This window comes from Mesorhizobium sp. M0239 (assembly GCF_040321815.1).
Lineage (GTDB): Bacteria > Pseudomonadota > Alphaproteobacteria > Rhizobiales > Rhizobiaceae > Mesorhizobium.
Window position 1 is genome coordinate 58,263 of the sequence record NZ_JAMYSG010000001.1, and the last position, 19,575, is coordinate 77,837.

Sequence of the window (19,575 nt, forward strand, 5' to 3'; positions counted from 1 at the left end):
CATGCGGCGCGCGGCGATTGACGAGCAAAATCGCTACATGCTGGAACGCCAGCAGCAGTTCCGCGCGGCGGCGGATGTCGTCACCGATGCTTGGACGCGTTTTCGAGAGGTGGGGGCGGTGGCCGTTATCGGCTCTGTCGCGAAGCCGCTTTGGAAAGAGGTGCCGCGCTTCAGCGAATTCCGGCGCGCTCGGATCGAGGTCTGGCATGAATGTAGCGATCTCGACCTGGCGCTTTGGCTTGACTCGCAGGCTCGTCTAGGCGAACTGCGTCGCGCCGCCGCTCTTGCCCTGCGTGAGGCGTTTGAGAAGGGAACAGGGATCAGCGTTGCCGATCACCAGCTAGACGTTTTTCTGATCGAACCCGGCAGCGACAGATATCTGGGCCGGCTCTGCAAGTTCAGTCAGTGTCCGAAGGGAAAGCTCGACTGCCTGGTTCCCGGGTGTGGCGAGATCGCCTTCAACAAGTGCGTTGCCGACTTCACGCCGCATGCTGATCTGCTCGCCCCAGCTCAAGGCGCGATGCTCTACAAGCGTGGTGTCGGGCGGATGCGCTCCGCGCTTGACCTGCCGCAGACTGGCTGAAAGCCCGCAGGGCTGGGCGAGCCGCGCCTTCAGTGCTTCAGACGATCGTCTCATATGCGCGAATCGGGACGTTGCCTTGCGGAGGCGGGTGGCGTCTTGCGGAGGAAGTCTGCTTGGCGCGGGCAGTGTGTATACGGGCATACCTATATCCGCATGGGTTTTTCAATTAGGCTCGATGCTGTGTGAAAACGGGGAGCATCGATTGCGAGGATTTGCGGAAAGCGTGATGCAGGGGCCGCGGACCGTGGCCGAACAGGTCGCCAATGTCCTGCGCGAAGCGATTGCCAGTGGAACCATCAGGGCGGGCACGCCGCTGCGCCAGGATGAATTGGCCGAGCAGTTTGGCTTCAGCCGCATGCCAATTCGTGACGCCCTTCGCCAATTGGAAGCCGAAGGTATTGTTTCCATTCATCCCACAAAAGGCGCGCAGGTCGCCCGGATGGACGGCGCCGAGATCAGTGAAATCTACGCGCTACGCGAGCTGCTCGAAAGCGAGGCGCTCCGGCTTTCGGTACCCAGCCTCTCCGGCGCGAAGTTCGACGAGGCCGAACAGGTGCTCGACCAGATCGACGCGGAGCGCAATGTCGGCCGATGGGGTGCGCTGAACCGTGCCTTTCATCTGGCTCTCTACGATGCCTGTGGCAACCATCGATTGCTCGGCCTGATCGAGGCGCACCACAATGCCGCCGATCGCTACGTCCGCATCCTGCTGTCGAACCTGGACTATCGCAGCCGCTCGCAGACGGAGCATCGCGAGCTGCTGGCCGCCTGCCGGCGGCGCGACGGCGACAGGGCCATAAGCATTCTGAGGCAGCATCTTCGCGAAGGAAGCGAGACGCTGGTCCGCGCGATCAGGGAAGATGGCCTGTCGCGAGAATCCTGACGGCGTGGCTCATGGGCATGCGATGGGCTTCAGCCCTGCGCCGGCCTGCGTTCGACGATGTAGATGTGGTCGGCCGCCAGCACCACTTCGCCGCGCTGGTTGATCACCTCGCAGCGTTCGATCACCCGTCCCGCCCCCGGCCTCTTCGGGTCGTCTTCCCTGGCCGTAATTGTCGTGCGCGTCCGGATCGTGTCGCCGATGAACACCGGCTTGATGAAGCGCAGCCGGTCATAGCCATAGGAAAAGGCAACAGGATTGATGACGGTTGCCGTCAGCCCGATGCCGACCGAGAACACCAGCGTGCCGTGCGCGATGCGCTGGCCGAATGGCGTCGTCTTCATGAACTCGGCGTCCATGTGGTGCGGGAAGAAATCGCCGGTGTGGCCGGCATGGACGATGAAGTCGGTCTCGGTGATGGTGCGGCCGCTGGTCAGGCGCGACGCGCCAATCTCATAGTCTTCGAAATACTGAATCCGTTCCATCAGGGTCTTTCCGCAATCGGCGTCGCCGGTGCCGCACTCGACTGATACGCCGCCTCGACCAGCGCCATCGTGCTCCACGCGTCCTCGACCGGGCTGATCAGCGTAGCATCTTCTCCGGTGGCAAAACGCTGGACATTGGCCATGCGGCCGACGAAGGCGTCGGGAAACCACTCGCCGGCCAAGGGCACTGCGATCCAGTCCGTCCCGCCTTTCGGATAGATTTCCAGCACATCCGGCTCACCTGTGGGATAATCGAGGTTGAGACCCAACTTGAGATAGGCTGCTCCCTCGGTGCCGCAGATGCGGAACTCGCAGGCTTGGTGCCGGCGGCCGAACTTGTGGTCGTGGTTGATCGACAGCGCGCAGCGCATGGTGTTGCCATAGTCGAGAATGGCGCTGGTGCGCGTCTGCGCCACGGCATGATTGGGATGGCCGAGCGTCTTAGCGTGCACGCCCTTGGGGTCGCCGAGCAATTGCCTGATCAGGTCGAGATAGTGGATCGAATGCATGGCGATCTCGACGCGCGGCGCCTTGAGCAGGAATTCCCAAAGCTGCCACGGTGTCGCCAGCGCCAGCCAGGCATCGAAGTCGACGATCTCGCCGAGCCAGCCCTTGCCGACGGCATCTTGGAGCGCCAGCATCATCGGCGCGAAGCGCAATTGGAAGTTCACCGCTGCGTGCAGCTTCCGGGCGCGGCAGATCTCGAGGATCGCGGTCGCCTCGGCAAGATTGCTGCCCATCGGCTTCTGGATCAGCGCCACCGCGCCATCAGGCAAGGACTTCAGCACATCGGCATGACGCGACGGCGGGGTGGCAAGGTCGAAGATCGCGCCCTCGACGGCAGCAGCTTCTTCGACCGACCCAAAGGCCGTCACGCCCCATTGGCTGGCCAGCTTTTCGGCCCTGGTATGATCAGGATCATAAAGCCCGGCAACCGGAAAGCCGGCCTTCCGGTAGGCCGGGAAATGCGCGTCGCCGACGATCGATCCGGCGCCGAAGGTGACGATCTGCCGGGGCTTGGAGGGTTTTGGCCAGGATTGAACGAGCAAGGCAGGGTCGAAACCGCCTTCAGTCATGATGGAAGACCTCATCCATCTCGGCCCACCACTCGCCCTCTTTGCGCGTCGCCAGCGGCTCCTGGCACGGCATGCAGACCGCCCACCATTCCTGCGTCTTCGGATCGGCCGCCATCTTCGCCATGTCGGCCTCGTAGTCGCTGCCGTGGTATTCGAAGGTGCTGAACAGCACGTTCTCCGGCCGCTTCAGGTAGATCGAGTAGTTCTTGATGTTGCAGGCGGAGATCATGGCCAGCACGTCGGGCCAGACGGCGGCATGGAGGCGGACATACTCCTCGACCTTTTCCGGCTTCAGCCCCAGAACCATTCCCATCCGCTGCATATCATTCTCCTATTTCGTGATCGCCGTGGTGAATTCGGCGATGCTCATGGCCTTGACCGCGTCCCAGTCCCAATCGATGCCGATGCCGGGTTCGTCGGGCGCCAGCGCCTGGCCATCCTCGATGCGGAGGCGCTTGCCGGTCAACTGGTCGAGTTGCGGAATGTACTCGACATATCGGCCGTTCTGAACAGCGCAGGTCAGGCTGACATGCAGCTCCATCAGGAAATGCGGGCAGACCGGAATGTCGAAGGCCTCCGCCGCGTGCGCGATCTTGAGCCAGGGCGTGATGCCGCCGATGCGGCCGACATCGACCTGCACGATCGAGCAGGCGCCTTTCTGCATGTACTCGCGAAAATGGCGAATGGAGTAGAGCGACTCGCCGATGGCAATCGGCGTCGGCGTCGAGTTCGACAACCGCACATGCCCGTCAATGTCGTCGGCCGGCAGTGGCTCCTCGATCCAGGCGAGGTCGAGGTCGCGTAATCTTGCCGCGCGCCGGATCGCCTCGTCGACCGAAAAGCCCTGATTGGCGTCGGTCATGATCTCGTAGCCGTCGCCGACCGCCTTGCGCACCGCCGACAGGCGCGCCAGATCTTCCGAGCCGTGCGGCCTGCCGATCTTCACCTTCGAGCCGCGAAAGCCCTTGGCCTTGGCGGCCAGCGCATCGTCGACCAGCGCCTGCGTCTCGATGTGCAGCCAGCCGCCTTCGGTCGTGTACAGCGGGCAGCGGTCCTTGGCGCCGCCGGCCAGCTTCCACAAAGGCAGGTTCTGCTTCTTTGCCCGTAGGTCCCACAGTGCTGTATCGATGGCCGCGATGGCGATGGCGGTGATGGCGCCGATGGTCGTGGCATGCGTGGCGAATTCGAGATCGTGCCAGATTGCCTCGATCATGTCGGGGTCGCGGCCGATCAGGCGCGGCACCAGATGGTCGGACAAAAGCCGCATCACCGACGAGCCGCCGGTGCCGATCGTGTAGCTGTAGCCGGTGCCGACCGCACCGTCGGAATCGGTGATGGTGACGATAGGCGTTTCCTGGCTGACGAAGCTCTGGATGGCGTCGGTGCGCTTGACCTTGGGCACAAGGTCCACCATCCGAAGGTCGACTTTCTCAATTTTGGCCATGCCGATCAGCTCCGCAATGTCTTTCCGGTCTCGGTGGCAAACAGGTGCGCCTGCGACATGTCGAGGCTCATGGCGACCCGCTCGCCCGGCCGCAGTGGCCTCGGGTTCAGCATGCGCGACACCCAGTCCGTACCGTTGAATTCGACGAACACCAGTGTCTCGTTGCCGAGCGGTTCGGTGACCGTGATCGGCAGTTCGATCTGGTGGACATCGGCCGCACCACCGGAGCTGATGCCATGGCCGGTCGGATAGATGTCGTCCGGCCGCAGCCCGAACACGACCTTGTCGCCGGTGGCGACGTTGGTCTTGAACTGGGCGGGCAGCGGCAGCTTTTCGCCGCTGGCGAAAACCATCTGGCCATCATCGATCGTGGCTTCATGCAGGTTCATCGGCGGCGAGCCGATGAAGCCTGCGACGAAGCGCGTCGCCGGCTGCCGGAACACCTCGTCGGGCGTGCCGACTTGTTCGATATGGCCGTCGCGCATGATGACGATGCGGTCGGCAAGCGTCATCGCCTCGACCTGATCATGGGTGACGTAGATCACCGTCGATTGCACCTTGGCATGAAGCTTCTTGATCTCGGTGCGCATCTGCGTGCGTAATTTGGCGTCGAGATTGGAAAGCGGCTCGTCGAACAGGAAGACGTCAGGATCGCGCACGATGGCGCGGCCCATGGCGACGCGCTGGCGCTGACCGCCGGAGAGTTGCGAGGGGCGTCGGTCCAGCAGTGTGTCGAGGCCAAGAATGGCCGAGGCCTCGGCGACACGGCGGTCCATGTCTTCCTTGGCGGCACCGGCGATCTTCAGCGAGAAGCCGAGATTCTCGCGCACCGTCATGTGCGGATAGAGCGCATAGGACTGGAACACCATCGAGATGTTGCGCGAGCGCGGCGGCAGGTCGTTGACGACGCGCCCGCCGATCTCGATCGAGCCGGCACTGATCTCTTCCAGCCCGGCGATCATGCGCAGCGTCGTCGACTTGCCGCAGCCGGACGGGCCGACCAGCGCGATGAATTCGCGGTCGGCGATGTCGAGATCGATGCCGTGCACGATCCCGATGTTGCCGTAGCGCTTGGTCAGCTTGGTGAGGGTAACGGTTGCCATGGTATCAGCCTTTCACCGCGCCGGAGGTCAGGCCGCCGACAAGGTGTTTCTGGACGACGTAGGTGAGGGTGAGCGCCGGAATGATCATCACCACGGCCAGCGCGCACATGCCACGCCAATCGATGGTGAACTCGGCCGTGTAATCGAGCAGGCCGACCGGCAGCGTCTTGGCGCTCACCGAGCGGGTCAGCTGCGAGGCCAGCGCGAACTCGTTCCAGCAGGTCAGGAAGGCGAAGATGGCGGCCGAAGCGATGCCCGGTCCGGCAAGCGGGAACTCGACCTGCCAGAACGCCTGCCAGCGCGTGCAGCCATCGATCTGCGCCGCCTCCGCGAGGTCCTTGGGCACCTGGCGGAAGAAGCCGTCGATCAGCCAGATGGTGAACGGCACGTTGAGCGCGACATAGGCAAGGATCAGCCCGAAATGCGTGTCGATGATGCCAAGCCGCACATAGAGGAAGAACAGCGGTAGCGAGAGCGCAATGCCCGGCACGGTGCGCGTCAGCATCAGGCTGAGGAAGACGCTGGATTTGCCGCGGAAGCGGTAGCGCGCGAAGGCATAGCCGCCGGCCATGCCGATGGCCACCGCAATGACTGTCGAGGTCACCGAGATGATCAGCGAGTTGCGGAAATATTCGATGACAGGGATGCCGCCCTTGCCGATGCCTGAGAACATGGCGACATAAGCGTCGAACGAGATCTCCTGAGGGATCCACACCGGTGGCTTGGCCATGATCTCGACCGCCGGCCGCAGCGACGAGATGACGATCCACAGGCCCGGCAGGCAGATGGTCAGCATCGCCAGGAACAGGCCGATGCGATAGACGACGCCCAGCAGCCGGCGCTTCAGGCGGGCGGAAGAATTCTCGTCCATCACCACTCCGCACCGATCTGCGTGCGCGCCGCGGCGAGCTTGTTGAAGAAGTAGACAGTGAAGGCGATCGACAGCAGGATCGAGAAATAGGCCATGGCGTTGGCCATGCCCATGCGCCCGTCGCTGTAGGCGGTGCGGGCCACCAGGGTCCATAGCAGTTCGGTGCGGCCCGCCGGTCCGCCATCGGTCATGATCTTGACGATGTCATAGGCGCGCGCGACGTCGAGCGAGCGAATGGTCATGGCGATGTACGCGAAAGGCATGACGAACGGCCACGTCACATAGCGGAATGTCTGCCACGGCGTGCAGCCGTCGACCCGCGCCGCCTCGATCGGCTCCTTGGGCATGGCGAGCAGGCCGGCGAGGATCAGGATGGCGAAGATCGCCGTCGACGACCAGATCTCGGCGATCGAGATGGCGATGAAGGCGAGATGGCCCTCGATCAGCCACGGTATGGCGTCTTGCGTGATGCCGAGCGACTGCAGCGCATTGTTCACCAGGCCGATATTGTCGTTGAACATAAACTTGAACTGAAAGCCGACCAGGATCGGCGAAAACATCATCGGAAACATCATCAGCGTGCGCAGGATGCGCTGGCCGCGTGTCGCTTTCTCGACCAGCATGGCAAGCCCAAGGCCAAGCAGCATTTCGAGATTGAGCGCGATGGTCAGCAGCAGCACCGTGCGACCGAACGCCCACCAGAAATCAGTGTTGGACAGGATCGAAAGATAGTTCCGGATGCCGATGAAGACGTAGAACGTTTCGGGCCGCGTCAGGCGGAACGGCGTGAAGCTGGAGTAAAGGGACAACAGCAACGGCACAACGACAACCGCCGCCAGCACGATCATGGCCGGAAGCAGCAGCAGGAATGGCGCGGATGGCTTGAAGCCCTTCATCAGAATCCTTGAGGTGTTTGCATTTGGACGGCCGTGAGTGGGCCGGGGGCGATGGGTTAGCGTAAATCGCTGGCCGCGAAACACGATCGCCTCCCCCATTTCCGATGGGGGAGGCAGCCTTGGGAGCCCGTTTCTAGAGCTTGCCGGCGTCCTGGAGGATTTGCGTCGCCTTGGCGGCCGCATCGTCCAGTGCCTGCTTGGAGGTCTTGTCACCGAGGATCGCCGCCTGCAATTCGGGATAGACGGCGTTCGAGATCTCGATCCATTCAGGCGTCTGCGGCACGGCAAACGCGTGCTTGGCCTCTTCCTGGAAGGCGGTAAGAACCTCCTTCTTGTAAGGATCGTTTTCGGCCTGCTTCAAATCCCAGTCCCACACCGCGGTGCGGGTCGGCAGCGGGCCTGCGGCGGCCTCGAGCTTCTGGCTGTCTTCGTTGGTCAGCCACCACACCAGGGAAGCCGCGGCCTCCTTGTTGGGGCAATTCTCGGTCACCGAGAAGCCATGGAAACCCGACCAGCCGGTGCGTTTGCCGGACGAGCCCTTCGGCGCGACTTTCACGCCGACATTGCCGGCGACCTTCGACGACTTCGGATCGTTGAAGAAGCCAGCCCAGCCCGGCCAGTCCAGGTTGATGGCGACGGTGCCGGACGCAAAGCCCTGGCCGAGATCGTCCCAGAGATAGTTGGTGGTTCCGGCCGGTACGGCCTTGGCCTTGTAGAGGTTGACGAACCAGTCGAGCGCCCGGATGCCGGCCTCGGAATTGAAGACCAGCTTGCCGTCCTTGTCGAGATACTCGCCGCCTTCAGCGACAACCATCTCGTAGAAGCGGCCGTTGATCGCCTCTTCCTTGCCGGCGAACTGCGTGCCGTAGAAATTGGGTGGGTTGGCGAAGAACTGGGCCTGGTCGGTGACTTCCTTCCAGGTGTCCGGCGGCACCAAATCATAGCCGTACTTCGCCTTGAACTTGGTCTTGTTGTCGGCGTTCTCGTACAGGCTCTTCTGGTAGTAGAGCGCCGAAACGTCGAACTGCGCACGCGGCAGCATCTCCAGCTTGCCGTCGATGGTTGCGGACGTGATCGTCGACGGCACGAAAGCGTCGATCTCTTCCTTGGGCAGCAATTTGCTGAGGTCGGTGTAAAGGCCCGTATATTGCGGCGCAAAGGACGAATGGTTCCAGCCGACGCACCAGTTGGTGCTGCCCGAGGCGATGTCGGACTTGAGCTCCTTGTCGATGTCGAAGCCGTTCTTCTTGGTCAGGATGTTGACCTTGGCGCCGGTCGCCTTCTCCCATTCGGGAATGCGCTCGTAGAGCTTTTCATATTGCTGGCCGCCGATCAGCTTCACGTCGACGGTCACGCCTTCGAACTTGCCGGGCAGGTCGCCGGCAAGGGCAGCGCCCGCACCTGACGCGAGCAACAATGCACCGGCGCACACGCCGGACAGCAGTCTGTTCATCGGTATCCTCCCTTGGTGCCGCCTCCGCGGCGACCGCAACTCGTCTGATGACAAGAAGTGCTACATTCATATACAAACAAAACATTCATAGACACGTCAAGGCGAAATTTGTTTCCGCCGCGCACGTTCCTGCATATATGAAGGGTGAAATTCACTGGAGGATGAGCCCATGGACGACAGCGAAGACGAGCGCTATCGCGCGCCGGCGCTCGACAAGGGGCTCGATATCCTTGAACTGCTGGCGGGCGTCGACGGCGGCCTGACCCAGGCAGAAATCGCCAAGAAACTCGACCGCAGCCCCAACGAATTCTACCGTATGCTCGACCGGCTGGTGCGGCGCGGCTATGTCACCAGGCTCGACGGCGACCGCTATTCGCTGACGCTCAAGCTGTTCGGTCTGGCACAGTTGCACGCGCCGGTTCGGCGGCTGGTCTCCTATGCGACGCCGCTGATGCGTGAGCTTGCCGAGACATCGCAGCAGGCCAACCAACTCGTTGTTTTTGATCGCGGTTCTGCCGTCGTCATCGGCCAGCAAGAAGCACCGAACTACTGGGGCATATCGATCCGGGTCGGCTCCCATATCAGTCTGTTCGACACCGGCTCGGGACATGTGCTGCTCGCTTTCCGCTCACCGGAAGAGCGCCAGATGATGATTTCCGAACACGTCCGCAGCACCGACAAGACGGCGCAATCGACCGAGTTCTTCACCCGTCTCGACCAGATCCGCGACCGTGGCTACGAGATGATGGCCTCGATGCAGACAGCCGGCGTCTTCAACCTGTCCGCCCCGGTGCGCAGTTCCGACGGCAAGGCGATCGCCGCGCTGTCGATTCCCTACATCACGGTGGTCAACGCGCCTTCCGCGCCCGACATCACCAGGACGATCGAACTGTTGCTGGCAACGTGTGAAAAGCTGTCGCACCTTGCTGGATCAGCAGTAGGCTCATCGGTGTGAATTCTTATTTGAATGAAGAATTCCCCCGTGAGATGATTTGAAAAGCCAGAGGGAGGAGCCTCACCATGATCATCGATACCCATCTGCATCTCATCGATCGCTCGGCCCTGCGCTATCCCTGGCTCGCCGGCGTGCCGGCGCTCAACCGCGATTTCTCCTATGAGGACTACGCCGTGGAGGCGCAGCGTGTCGGCGTCGAGCGCGTGCTGCATATGGAGGTCGATGTCGATGCGGCCGACATCGAGGCTGAAACCGCTCGGGTCGAAGGCCTGTCACGGCAGCCCAGCAGCATGCTGGCCGGGGTGATCGCGTCCTGCCGTCCTGAGGAAGGGGACTTCGCGGCCTATCTCGAACGGCAGCGGGCAAACCCGTTCGTAAAAGGCTTTCGCCGCGTCCTCCACGTCGTGCCCGACGAGCTCTCGGAAGGTGCGGTGTTTCGCGCCAGCATAAAGCGGCTTGGCGGCACCGGCCTGACCTTCGATCTCGTCGTGCTGCCGCACCAGATCCCCAGGGCGATCGTGCTTGCCGACCTGGCACCCGATGTGACGTTCGTCCTCGACCATTGCGGCGTCCCCGACATCAAAGGCAAGAGCGAACATCCATGGCGCGAGCATATGAGCGACATCGCCCGGCGCCCGAATGTCATGGCCAAAATCTCCGGTGTCGTCGCCTATGCCGATGCCGGCAGCTGGACGGTTGAGACGTTGCGGCCGTACGTCGAGCACACCATCAATTCATTCGGCTGGGACCGTGTCGTCTGGGGCAGCGACTGGCCGGTCTGCACGCTAGGCGGCGGTCTGTCGACCTGGGTGGCGGCGACCCATGCACTGCTCTCGGGCTGCAGCATCTCCGAGCGCGACAGGCTGTTGTCCGGCAATGCCCGCAAGCTGTGGCGGCTCGACTGACTGGTCCTTTCAGATGGTTGTCGAGACGTGCCGTTCGCGGCCATAGAGCGAAACCAGCAGCACGATGACGAAGCCGAGCGCGGCCTGCACCGCTGCGGGCTGGAAGCCGAGGCCGATCAGCAGCGTGTTGATCTCGGTCAGCACCAGCACGCCGGCGATCGTGCCGAGATAGCTTCCCCGGCCGCCGACAAGTGCTGCACCTCCTACGACAACGGCTGCGATGGTCTGGAACAGATAGGGCTGGCCGACATCGCCATAGGCCGAACCGGTGAAGCCGAGCAGCAGCACTCCTGCCACGGCGGCGAAGAAAGCGCTTGCCGCATAGGTGATGACCCACATGCGAACCGGGTCAATCAGCGCCAGCGGCGCCGCGCCCGGATTGCTGCCCAGCGCGTAAAGCCGGCGGCCATAGGGCGTTCGCTCCAGCACCAGGACGACGAGTGCCGCCAGCACGACAAGGCTCGGCACCAGCCACGGCACCGGCAGCGGTCCGGCCGATCCGCCGATCGAGACGAAGCTGGATACCGCTTGCGGTGCGGAGCCTGACGGGAAACCCGCCGTCCACAACAGCACCAGCCCTTGCACGACCATGCCGATGCCGAGCGTGACGATGAGCGGCTGGATGTCGAGGCTGCGCGAGATCAGCCCGTTCAGCCCGCCGATGATGATCGCCAGTACGCCGACGAGGCCGCAGACCAGGACAAAATGCCAGCCATCGCCATAAAGCTGCGCCGCCACGACATTGGCAAAGCCAATGACGAAAGGGATCGACAGGTCGATGCCGCCCATGATGACGACCAGCGTCTGCCCGATCGAGGCCACGGCGAGCAGCGAGGCGAGCACCAGCATGGCGCGTATGGCAAACGGCGCGGAGTAGCCAGGAATGAGGATCGTGCCGGCGAGATGCAGAAGGGCGGCGACGCAGAAGGCGCCGACGACGCGAGCGTTGGTTGTGGCGAAGAGGTTTTGGCGCAAAACCATGTCAGCGTCTCCCCATAGCAAGACGTTCCTGCAGCGCTGTCAGCATCACGGCCAGCACCAGGATCGCGCCGTAGGCGATCTGCAGCACGAAGGTCGAGACGTTGAACGTCGTCAGCACGCTTTGCAGCAGGAAGATGTCGATGGCGCCGATGGCGGCACCCGCCACCCCACCACGGCCGCCTGCAAGGCTGACGCCGCCGAGCGCTACCGCGGCGATGGCGATCAGTGTGTAAGTTGGCCCGATGTTCGGATCGGCGGAGCCGATCAGCGCGGTCAGCATCAATCCGGCGCAGCCGCCAAGGATGCCGGTCATGATATAGGCGATGAAGCGCACGCGCGTGACATCGACGCCGGCGGTGTAGGCGGCACGGTCGTCGCTGCCCACCGCCATAAGCTGGTCGTAGTAAGGGGTGCGCCGCACCAGCCACCAGACGATGAACATCGCCGCCAGCGGCAGCATCGACAGCGGACCGGACAGTGCCTTGAGCCAGGCCGGTGCGGGACCGATCGGCGCCGGCAGGATTGTTAACGTCACGCCGGTGAGGATCAGATAGGTGCCGAGCGTCGCGACGATCGGCTGAATGCGCACGATTGTCGCCAGAAAGCCGTTCGCAGCACCCACCAGCGCCCCGACGAGCAATGCAGCCGGAACGAGCACCGGGGGCGATGAGATGCCGGTGCCGAGGAACAGCACCTGGATCGTCAAAGCGTTGACGAAGCCCATCAATGGCCCGACCGAGATGTCGATTCCGCCACGCCCGGCGAGGATGACAGGCGTGGACGCAATGGCCGCACCGATCAAGGGCGCCGCCAATCCGACCAGCGCGCCCCAGGAACCCGGCTGGAACCGCCCGGGGCTGAGGATAAGATTGATCGCAAGCAGCACGACCAGCAGCACCACCGCGAAGCCGAAATTTCGCCCAAGGGACAGGAGGCGCGCAACAGGGTTCATGCCGCACGTCCGAACATGGCTGATATCACGCTGTCGGTGGTGAGCGCGTCGCCAGAGATCTCGGCCGCGACTTCATTCTCACGGAACACCAGCACGCGCTGGCACAGGAGAAGAATCTCCTCGATTTCACTGGATAGGATGACGAGCCCCATGCCGTCGGACGCCAGCCCGCGAAACACGTCGTAGAGCACATGCCGCGTCGCCACGTCGACGCCACGCGTCGGATCGTTGAGGAGCAGGATCGCGGGCTCCAGCGCCAAGGCACGCGCCAACAGCACCTTCTGCTGGTTGCCGCCCGAAAGAGTGGTGATCGGCGCATCGGGCCGGGGCGCCACTATCGAGAGTTTTTCGCGATAGAAGTCGTAGCGCGCCTTGCGTGCCGACGGGCTGATTAGCCCGAGCCGCGTGTCGCGCGACAAGGTCGAGACGGCGAAATTGTCGAGCACCGACTGTGTCGGGAAAATGCCGTTGGCGCGTCGGTCGCGCGGCAAATAGGCGATGCCGCTGGCGACAGCCTTGCGAAACCCGGTAATCTTTCGGGAGGCATCCGATGAACCGAGTTCGATCGAGCCGCCATGGGGCGGTTCCAGGCCGGCAAGCATCTTGAGAAACAGCTCCTGGCCATGACCATCGAGACCGGCAAGCCCGACGATCTCACCCGGAGCGATTGCCTGCGTGATCGGGCTGGCGCCGGGCGCGATGACAAGGTCCCGAACGGCAAGACCACCAAAATCGAGGGCGGCGCGATCAGCCATGCTGCAGCTCCGCCGCCGTGCGTGGCGCCATCGCCTTGAGAAGTTCAGCCGGCGTCGAAGCGCCGCGCTCCTCGGTGCGCACGACGCTGCCGCCGCGCAGGATCGAGATGCGATCCGACAGCGACATCACCTCGTCCATGCGGTGGGTGATGAACAGGATCAGGCAGCCTTCGCCGGCCAGCGCGCGCATCAGGGAAAAGACGGATTCGCGATCGGCGAAGTCGAGCGCGGCGGTGACCTCGTCGAGGATCAGGATCTTTGGGTTGCGCACGATCGCGCGGGCGAGAACGACCAATTGCTGCGCGGCAAGCGGCAGCAGGCCGGCTGGCTTGTCGAGGGGGACGTCGGTAACCGCGAAGCGCTTCAGCGCGGCTTTCGCCCGGTCACGGCGCTCGTTGCGGGGAACAGCGCGCCGGACCAGCCCGTCGAGGCCGAGCAGGATGTTATCGATGACGCTGCAGTCCGGCGCGATCAGCACCTCCTGGAACACCGTGGCAAAACCTTGCGCCTGGAAGGCCGAGGGCTTGGCACCCGAAAACGGCTTGCCGTGCAGCAGGATCGCGCCATTGTCCGGCTGGACGATGCCGGACAGCAGCTTGACCATCGTGCTCTTGCCCGAACCGTTCTCGCCCAGGATGGTGTGGATGGTTCCCGCCCGAAACGCGATCGATGCGTCCGCGAGCGCGATCGTCTCGCCATAGCGTTTGGATATGGTTTTGATTTCAAGCATGTCGCGTTTCGATGCTGGCAGGCCGGCCCCCTGAAAGGAGCCGGCCTGCTGAGAGACTAGCAGGCGTCACTTTGCACAGGCATCGGGCACCTTCGAATAATCCCAGCCCTTGGTCGGCGCCGGGTTCGAGAAATAGGCGTCGAGCCATTCCTCCGGCATCGGATCTTTCGGCGGGATCGGGAAGATCGACACGGCATCCGTCGTCATGCAGTCCTTGTACCAGGCACCGAGATCGGCGGTGTGGACAGGCGGGATCGGGATCAGCAGCGTGTTCAGCTTCGGCTTCTGGCCGTCGAGCATGCGCTCGCCGACGCGGAACAGTGTTTGCGCGGTCCAGTGCGGCAGCACCGCATGGCCTTCGAAGCGGTACTTGTCGGGGTTGGCCTTCCAGTAGCCCAGCGCGTCCCCGGTGATCGAGCCGGTGATCAATGGCGCCGGCCGGCCGGCTTCCGCGAAGGCTTCGGCGACGACGCGGCTTTCGCTGCCTGTCGTCCACACCGCATCGATCGGCGCCGGGTTGGTGGCGATCGCCTGCAGCACCACGGTCTTGGTGACGTTGGCTGTCCAGTTGCCGTTGACGTTGCGCGAGATCTTCAGCTTCGGATTTTCCGCCAGCGCCTTGTCCGCGCCCTGGCGTTCCTGGACCACGATCGGGTGGCCGGCGATGCCTTCGACCAGAAGGATGCTGGCGCCGTCCGGCTGCGCCTTGCCGATCGCCGTCATCATGTCATAGCCCCAGCGCGCATAGTTGGAATCGACATTGATGGCGTTCGGGCTGGTCACCGAGCCGGCGGCGGTGATGAACGGAATGCCGGCCTTGGCGGCAGCGTCGATGGCATCGCCGAGCGCCGTCGCCGAGCCCGGCACCGACGTGATGATAGAGCATTTCTTGTCGATGAAGGCGCGGATCTGGTTGATCTGCTGGCTGGCATCATTGTTGGAATCCGACACCTCGAAGCTGGAGACGGTGCCGTCGGCGATCAGCCCGTCGACAAGACGCTTCAACTCCTTGGTCACCGTGACCCGCCACGGGTTGCCCTGGTAGGATTCCGAGTGGCACCATTTCCACGGCTTTGGCGGCGCGTTGAAATTCTCCCAGGCCGAAGGCAATACCTTCTGGGGCGCTCCGTCATACTGCGCCTTGAGTTCGGTCGGCAGTCCACCGATGACGCCTTGCACATCCTGTGCAAAGGCGGCCGTTGCAAGCGAGGCAAGCGCCGTTGCGGCCAGCAGGCCGCGGATCATTCCTGTCATTCTTGTTCTCCTCCGTTCGGTTTGGTTCAGGCTCCTCCACCGGCAGCGCCGGACACCTGCACCGGGGAACTCTCCCGAAACAGGCGATTGAGATCGGCAACGACCTGTCGGGCTTGATGCCGGAAGGTCATGCCGGAAAGGATGCGTTCGGACGCGGCCTGCTGGAACGCCATGTAGCCGTCATGGCGCGGCCGCACCCATGCACCCGCCAGTGTCGCGCGCGTGTCCCGGTAGAAATTGCCGGTCGCTTCATTGACGGCCTGATCTTCCCAGGCCGCTGCATGGCCGGGCTGGCCGCCGGCGGCGGCATAGGCGCCGCGCTGGACATCGCCGCTCGAGACCCAATAGGCAAAGTTGATCGCGGCATCCCTGGCTTTGGAAAAGGCTGATACGGCTATGCCGGTGCCGCCGAGCGCCGAACCGATCGGGCCGCCGGAACCGATGACCGGAACATCGGCAAAGGCCAGCCGGTTCGCCCGAAAGCCAGTCGTCGCATAGGAAACATAGCCATAGATCAGTGGCGCGCAGACGAACCTGGAACCGGCCTCCGCCATGCGCTCCGAGACGGCAATCGGATCCATCTCCAAGCAAGCCGGATCAACGAGCGCTGCAATCTCGCGCATTGCTTCAAACACTTCGCTACCGGCGTCAACATCAATGAGATCGTGGGATGGATCGGTGGTGCAAGGACGGCCGAGATTGCCTGCGAATGTGTAAAACACCATCAACACGTGAGGCGGCCGCAGCGGCAGCAGCACACGGCCTTGCCGGGCGAGATCGAGCACCTCGCTCCAGCGCGCCGGTGGCGCCTCGATCGCATCCGGCCGCCATGCCTGGACCTGGGTTGCCGCATCGATCGGGAAAGCCCATTGCCGTCCTTGCCAGTTGTAGCTCGGATAGGACTGGCCGACGCTGCCCGAGGCAAGGGCCGTGCGTTCCGCCTCGCGTCCGGCGACATCCAGCGGCTCCAGGCAGCCTTCGGCCGTGATCTGGCCGACATGCGGATGGTCGATGACGATGAGATCATAGGCGCGCGCCAGTTCCTCGACCGGGAAGGATTCGAAATCCTGCAGCGAGCGCTTGTCCCATTCGATGGCAATACCGGTCTTCTGCTGCCACAGCGCCGAGCAGGCGACCATCGGATCGTAGCCACGCGGATGGCTCCAGGTCATGCCTTTGAGCTTGGGCACGCTCACAGGCCGAACTCCGCGCGGATGGCGGCACTGTGCTCGCCGATGCGCGGCGCCGCCCGATCGACCTTGGCCCTGATGCCATCGACCCGGAGCGGCGAACTCGTCGTGAGGATCGAGACGTCATCCTCGCGCGTCACCGTCTGCAGCATATCGAGCGATTGAAACCCCTCGCTTGCCAGCATCTCGGGCCAGGTCAGTACCTTGGCGCACCAGATGTCGGCCGGCTCGAGGATATCAAGCCATTCGTCGATAGTTTTGGTGGCGATCCGCTGCGCGATGATCGCCTTGATGTCGTCGCGCGCGGTGAACCACGATGCAGGCTTGTCGCGATAGGGTGCCAACTCGCTGAGCGACAAGAGGTCGGCCAGCTTGGGGATCGGCGTCATAGCGATGGCGAGATAGCCGTCCTTGGCCGGGTAGACACCGTAAGGCGCCGACAGATAGGCATGCGCGCTGCGGAAGCTGGAGCGCCTGGGCAGCCGGCGGCCGTCATTGAGATGCGTCGTCAGCACCTCGAACTGGAAATCGACCAGCGCTTCCAGCAGGCTGGTTTCGATATGGCTGCCCTGACCGGTGATGCCGCGCCGCACCAGTGCGGCCAGAATGCCCTGCGCACAGGCGGCACCAGCCAGCATGTCGCCGATGGCGAGGCCGAACGGCACCGGTCCCTGATCCTCGTCGCCGTTCAGCCACATCACGCCGGAACGCGCCTGCGCCAAGAGATCCTGGCCGGGCCGTTTGACCCATGGCCCATCCTCGCCATAGCCGCTGATCGAAGCATAGACCAGCCGCGGGTTGATCTTGCGGACCGCTTCATAGTCCAGGCCGAGCCGTTCGATGACGCCCGGCCGGAAATTCTGGATCAGCACGTCAGCCCTGGCCAGGAGGCCGCGCAACGCTTCGAGATCGGCCTCGTTCTTGAGGTCGATGGCAAGACTTTCCTTGGCCCGGTTGATGGCGTGGAAGATGGTGGAATCGCCGCCGATCTCGGTGTCGCTGAGATAGAGCCGGCGCGACAGGTCGCCGCCATCCGGACGCTCGATCTTGATCACGCGGGCGCCGAGATCGAGCAGCCTGAGTGAGCAGTACGGGCCCGACAGGAACTGGCTCATGTCGACGACGACGAGACCGGCGAGCGGCAATTCGGCTGCTGCCGGCATGCTATTTCTCCGTCTTGCCGACGAAGTCGGCCGGGTTGCGGTACTTCACCGTCTGCAGATGCTCGCAATAGAGAACGAGCTCGCCTTCGCCCTTGAAAACCTCATAGCTGGCGCGGATCAGCCCCATCTCCTTGTAGCGGGGCTTCTTGTCGAGGTTGGAGCGGATCGAATAGATCGTGTCGCCAATGAAGACAGGCTTTATGAAACGGAGCTTGTCGTAGCCATAGGAAAAGGCGTTGACGCAATTGGTGGCGACCAGGCCGAGGCCAGCCGAGAAGACAAAGGCGCCGGCGATCAGCCGCTTGCCGAAAACGCCTTCGCTCTCGGCAAATATCTGGTCCTGCACATAGGGGTGGATGTCGAGCACCAGCGTGTTGAACAAATGGCTATCGCCTTCGGCCATGGTCCGTCGCAACGAGCGGATCTTCTGCCCGACCGGCCAATCCTCATAGAACCAGTTTTCGGCGTTCCACACCGGCAGCGCGGCGTGATCCCCAGGCATGTTCTTGGGATGCGTCGAGGCGACACCGACGGTGGGCGCGAAATCGTTCATGGCCGGCACCGCCAGCCTTGTATGGGGCACGTCACAGCTGCCGGAAAACGCATCAAGGCGTCGAAATGCAAGACGTCTCCTCCCGTCAATCTTCTTTTGTAAATAGTATTTTCACATATGGGGTTGCGTTGCAAGCGTGAACAGGCGAAATTTTGGCTGCTCCCGCGCGCCGAAGCGCAGGCGGGCAGGGGAGGAAATCATGCGCAAGGATTGTCTGGTCTTTGTCGGCAGCCTGAACCGCGAGGCGCCGTATTTTCAGGGCGCTCGGGGCGTCGGTCTCGGCGTCTACAGCTTTGACGAGACGACGCTGGAAACACGAAAACTGGCCGAGACCAACGATGTCGACAATCCGACATTCCTGTCGGTGACGCCAGACGGCTCGCACATCTATGCCAATTCGGAAGTCTTCACCTGGCGCGAGGGCACCGTCTCCGCCTACAGCTTCGATCGAGCTTCTGGTACGCTCATTTATCTGAACAAGCAGCCGTCGCTCGGCAGCATCACCGCCCACAACACCATCACCCGCGACGGGACGAGGCTGCTGGTCGCCAACTATGGCATGGGCGAGGGCGGTCCGGATTGTGCCGTGGCGGTTTATGGTTTCGAAAAGGACGGCGCGCTGTCGGCGCCGCTGGCCAGCGTATCGCATTCCGGCACCGGCCCGAATGCGGCGCGGCAGGAACGCTCGCATGCCCACAGCGTCACCGAAACCATTGCCGGTGGTGGCATGGCTATCGTCGCCGACCTCGGCATCGACCGGCTGGTGTCCTACCGCATCGGGCGAGATGGCGAGCTCAGCAAGCTCGCTGAATCCGCTCTGCCGCCGGGCGCCGGTCCGCGCCATCTTGCGTTGCATCCGAACGGACGCTTCGTCTTTGTCATGAACGAGCTGGATTCGACCATTGTCTCGATGGCGCTGGACGAGGCATCAGGCAAGCTGTCCATCATCGACGCAAAGCCGGCGGTGCCGGCCGAGGCGCGCGACAGCAATCATTGCGCCGATATCCAGATGTCGCCGGATGGCCGCTTTGTCTACGGTTCCAACCGCGGCCATGACAGCGTCGTCATCATGGCGGTCGACCAGAACACCGGCGCGCTGAGCCTGGTCGGCTATGTCCCTTGCGGCGGTGCGACGCCGCGCAACCTGGCGTTGACGCCGTCAGGCGGCCATTTGTTCTCGGCCAACCAGAATGCCGACCGCATCTCGATCTTCGCGCGCGACGCCGACAGCGGCATGCTGATCGACACCGGGCGCGCCATCGAGATCGGCACGCCGATGTGCGTCAAGATCGTGCGCTAAACGACCGCAACCACATCCGCATCGAGGCCTCGGGCGAAACCGGCCG

General features: G+C 63.3%; 21 protein-coding genes. 5 read left to right on the forward strand and 16 right to left on the reverse strand.

Annotation, left to right across the window (positions count from 1 at the left end):
- Nucleotide 1 precedes the first annotated feature (1 nt).
- Both NKI99_RS00265 and NKI99_RS00270 read left to right on the forward strand, forming a co-directional pair.
- A complete protein-coding gene (locus NKI99_RS00265) occupies nucleotides 2-583 on the forward strand; it encodes a hypothetical protein (RefSeq protein ID WP_023808873.1) in 582 nt (193 codons plus the stop codon).
- 244 nt (nucleotides 584-827) lie between these two features.
- Nucleotides 828-1,466: a GntR family transcriptional regulator gene (locus NKI99_RS00270; protein ID WP_502895155.1), complete on the forward strand. Its 639-nt coding sequence runs from the start codon at nucleotides 828-830 to the stop codon at nucleotides 1,464-1,466.
- 29 nt (nucleotides 1,467-1,495) lie between these two features.
- Here NKI99_RS00270 and NKI99_RS00275 read toward each other — a convergent pair whose 3' ends face one another.
- The 8 genes from NKI99_RS00275 to NKI99_RS00310 form a co-directional block, all read right to left on the reverse strand.
- Nucleotides 1,496-1,948 carry a MaoC/PaaZ C-terminal domain-containing protein gene (locus NKI99_RS00275; protein ID WP_128302349.1) on the reverse strand — a complete coding sequence of 151 codons (453 nt, stop codon included), beginning with the start codon at nucleotides 1,946-1,948 and terminating at the stop codon, nucleotides 1,496-1,498.
- Entirely contained in the window at nucleotides 1,948-3,024 is a 1,077-nt protein-coding gene (locus NKI99_RS00280) for a Gfo/Idh/MocA family protein (protein WP_128302350.1), read from the reverse strand. Before NKI99_RS00280 ends, NKI99_RS00275 begins: the two co-directional genes overlap by 1 nt.
- The gene (locus NKI99_RS00285) at nucleotides 3,017-3,346 is read right to left on the reverse strand and encodes an L-rhamnose mutarotase (protein ID WP_023808869.1); all 330 of its coding nucleotides are present in this window, start codon (nucleotides 3,344-3,346) and stop codon (nucleotides 3,017-3,019) included. Before NKI99_RS00285 ends, NKI99_RS00280 begins: the two co-directional genes overlap by 8 nt.
- Before the next feature lie 9 nt (nucleotides 3,347-3,355).
- On the reverse strand, nucleotides 3,356-4,468 hold the full coding sequence (locus NKI99_RS00290) for a mandelate racemase/muconate lactonizing enzyme family protein (RefSeq protein WP_023808868.1): 1,113 nt from the start codon (nucleotides 4,466-4,468) through the stop codon (nucleotides 3,356-3,358).
- A 5-nt stretch (nucleotides 4,469-4,473) separates the two neighbouring features.
- Nucleotides 4,474-5,571: an ABC transporter ATP-binding protein gene (locus NKI99_RS00295; RefSeq protein WP_023808867.1), complete on the reverse strand. Its 1,098-nt coding sequence runs from the start codon at nucleotides 5,569-5,571 to the stop codon at nucleotides 4,474-4,476.
- Nucleotides 5,572-5,575: 4 nt separating this feature from the next.
- On the reverse strand, nucleotides 5,576-6,442 hold the full coding sequence (locus NKI99_RS00300; protein ID WP_023808866.1) for a carbohydrate ABC transporter permease: 867 nt from the start codon (nucleotides 6,440-6,442) through the stop codon (nucleotides 5,576-5,578).
- The gene (locus NKI99_RS00305; RefSeq protein ID WP_023808865.1) at nucleotides 6,442-7,338 is read right to left on the reverse strand and encodes a carbohydrate ABC transporter permease; all 897 of its coding nucleotides are present in this window, start codon (nucleotides 7,336-7,338) and stop codon (nucleotides 6,442-6,444) included. The genes NKI99_RS00300 and NKI99_RS00305 overlap by 1 nt, the downstream gene beginning before the upstream one ends.
- A 133-nt stretch (nucleotides 7,339-7,471) precedes the next feature.
- Entirely contained in the window at nucleotides 7,472-8,791 is a 1,320-nt protein-coding gene (locus tag NKI99_RS00310; RefSeq protein ID WP_023808864.1) for an ABC transporter substrate-binding protein, read from the reverse strand.
- 169 nt (nucleotides 8,792-8,960) lie between these two features.
- On the opposite strand from NKI99_RS00310, the gene NKI99_RS00315 reads away from it, so the two are divergent.
- Both NKI99_RS00315 and NKI99_RS00320 read left to right on the forward strand, forming a co-directional pair.
- On the forward strand, nucleotides 8,961-9,746 hold the full coding sequence (locus tag NKI99_RS00315) for an IclR family transcriptional regulator (RefSeq protein WP_023808863.1): 786 nt from the start codon (nucleotides 8,961-8,963) through the stop codon (nucleotides 9,744-9,746).
- A gap of 65 nt (nucleotides 9,747-9,811) precedes the next feature.
- On the forward strand, nucleotides 9,812-10,651 hold the full coding sequence (locus tag NKI99_RS00320) for an amidohydrolase family protein (RefSeq protein WP_352609312.1): 840 nt from the start codon (nucleotides 9,812-9,814) through the stop codon (nucleotides 10,649-10,651).
- Between the two features lie 9 nt (nucleotides 10,652-10,660).
- On the opposite strand, the gene NKI99_RS00325 is transcribed toward NKI99_RS00320, so the two are convergent.
- The 8 genes from NKI99_RS00325 to NKI99_RS00360 all read right to left on the reverse strand — a co-directional run bounded on the left by NKI99_RS00325 (nucleotide 10,661) and on the right by NKI99_RS00360 (nucleotide 18,229).
- On the reverse strand, nucleotides 10,661-11,632 hold the full coding sequence (locus NKI99_RS00325; RefSeq protein ID WP_023808862.1) for an ABC transporter permease: 972 nt from the start codon (nucleotides 11,630-11,632) through the stop codon (nucleotides 10,661-10,663).
- Nucleotide 11,633: 1 nt separating this feature from the next.
- The gene (locus tag NKI99_RS00330; protein ID WP_023808861.1) at nucleotides 11,634-12,584 is read right to left on the reverse strand and encodes an ABC transporter permease; all 951 of its coding nucleotides are present in this window, start codon (nucleotides 12,582-12,584) and stop codon (nucleotides 11,634-11,636) included.
- The gene (locus NKI99_RS00335) at nucleotides 12,581-13,339 is read right to left on the reverse strand and encodes an ATP-binding cassette domain-containing protein (RefSeq protein WP_023808860.1); all 759 of its coding nucleotides are present in this window, start codon (nucleotides 13,337-13,339) and stop codon (nucleotides 12,581-12,583) included. Before NKI99_RS00335 ends, NKI99_RS00330 begins: the two co-directional genes overlap by 4 nt.
- Nucleotides 13,332-14,069 carry an ATP-binding cassette domain-containing protein gene (locus NKI99_RS00340; RefSeq protein ID WP_352440084.1) on the reverse strand — a complete coding sequence of 246 codons (738 nt, stop codon included), beginning with the start codon at nucleotides 14,067-14,069 and terminating at the stop codon, nucleotides 13,332-13,334. The genes NKI99_RS00335 and NKI99_RS00340 overlap by 8 nt, the downstream gene beginning before the upstream one ends.
- 66 nt (nucleotides 14,070-14,135) lie before the next feature.
- Complete coding sequence (locus NKI99_RS00345; protein WP_352609313.1) at nucleotides 14,136-15,323, reverse strand: ABC transporter substrate-binding protein; 1,188 nt, start codon at nucleotides 15,321-15,323, stop codon at nucleotides 14,136-14,138.
- A 26-nt stretch (nucleotides 15,324-15,349) separates the two neighbouring features.
- On the reverse strand, nucleotides 15,350-16,519 hold the full coding sequence (locus tag NKI99_RS00350) for an extracellular solute-binding protein (RefSeq protein ID WP_023808857.1): 1,170 nt from the start codon (nucleotides 16,517-16,519) through the stop codon (nucleotides 15,350-15,352).
- Complete coding sequence (locus NKI99_RS00355) at nucleotides 16,516-17,676, reverse strand: CaiB/BaiF CoA transferase family protein (protein WP_023808856.1); 1,161 nt, start codon at nucleotides 17,674-17,676, stop codon at nucleotides 16,516-16,518. The genes NKI99_RS00350 and NKI99_RS00355 overlap by 4 nt, the downstream gene beginning before the upstream one ends.
- A 1-nt stretch (nucleotide 17,677) precedes the next feature.
- Nucleotides 17,678-18,229: a MaoC family dehydratase gene (locus tag NKI99_RS00360; protein WP_023808855.1), complete on the reverse strand. Its 552-nt coding sequence runs from the start codon at nucleotides 18,227-18,229 to the stop codon at nucleotides 17,678-17,680.
- 199 nt (nucleotides 18,230-18,428) lie between these two features.
- On the opposite strand from NKI99_RS00360, the gene NKI99_RS00365 reads away from it, so the two are divergent.
- On the forward strand, nucleotides 18,429-19,529 hold the full coding sequence (locus NKI99_RS00365) for a lactonase family protein (protein ID WP_352609314.1): 1,101 nt from the start codon (nucleotides 18,429-18,431) through the stop codon (nucleotides 19,527-19,529).
- Nucleotides 19,530-19,575 lie beyond the last annotated feature (46 nt).